1 protein-coding gene is annotated in these 355 nt (G+C 59.2%); it reads left to right on the top strand.

From position 1 onward, the window contains the following. Positions 1-355 (top strand): hypothetical protein (locus E1189_RS22330; protein WP_196220867.1); only part of this gene is annotated, 355 nt, incomplete at both ends.

Raw genomic sequence — 355 nt, 5'->3', positions numbered from 1 at the left:
GGGGTAGCGAACACTCCCTGTGAAGACAAGGAGATTGAACTGGCTCTGGGCAGATACCTGGAGATTAGGGGGGGCCCGGGCAACCTGAAAGCGGCTCTGGACATTTTTACCCGGCTGCGTGCCCGGGCAGCTGGGGGGCAAGCGAACACCCCCTGTGATGACAAGGAGATCGAACTGGCTCTGGGCAGACTACTTCAAACCATGGGGGGTACCGAAAACCTGAAAGTGGCTCTGGGCATCTTTACCCGACTGCGTACCCGGGCGGCAGGAGGGGTAGCGAGCACTCCCTGTGAAGACAAGGATATCGAACTGGCTCTGGGCAGACTGCTTCAAGCCATGGGGGGTACGGAAAACT

The sequence above is a fragment of the Parendozoicomonas verongulae genome (assembly GCF_009711465.1).
GTDB lineage: Bacteria > Pseudomonadota > Gammaproteobacteria > Pseudomonadales > Endozoicomonadaceae > Sansalvadorimonas > Sansalvadorimonas verongulae.
Note: the sequence above shows the minus strand (reverse complement) of the source record. Positions and strands in the feature narration are given on the sequence as shown.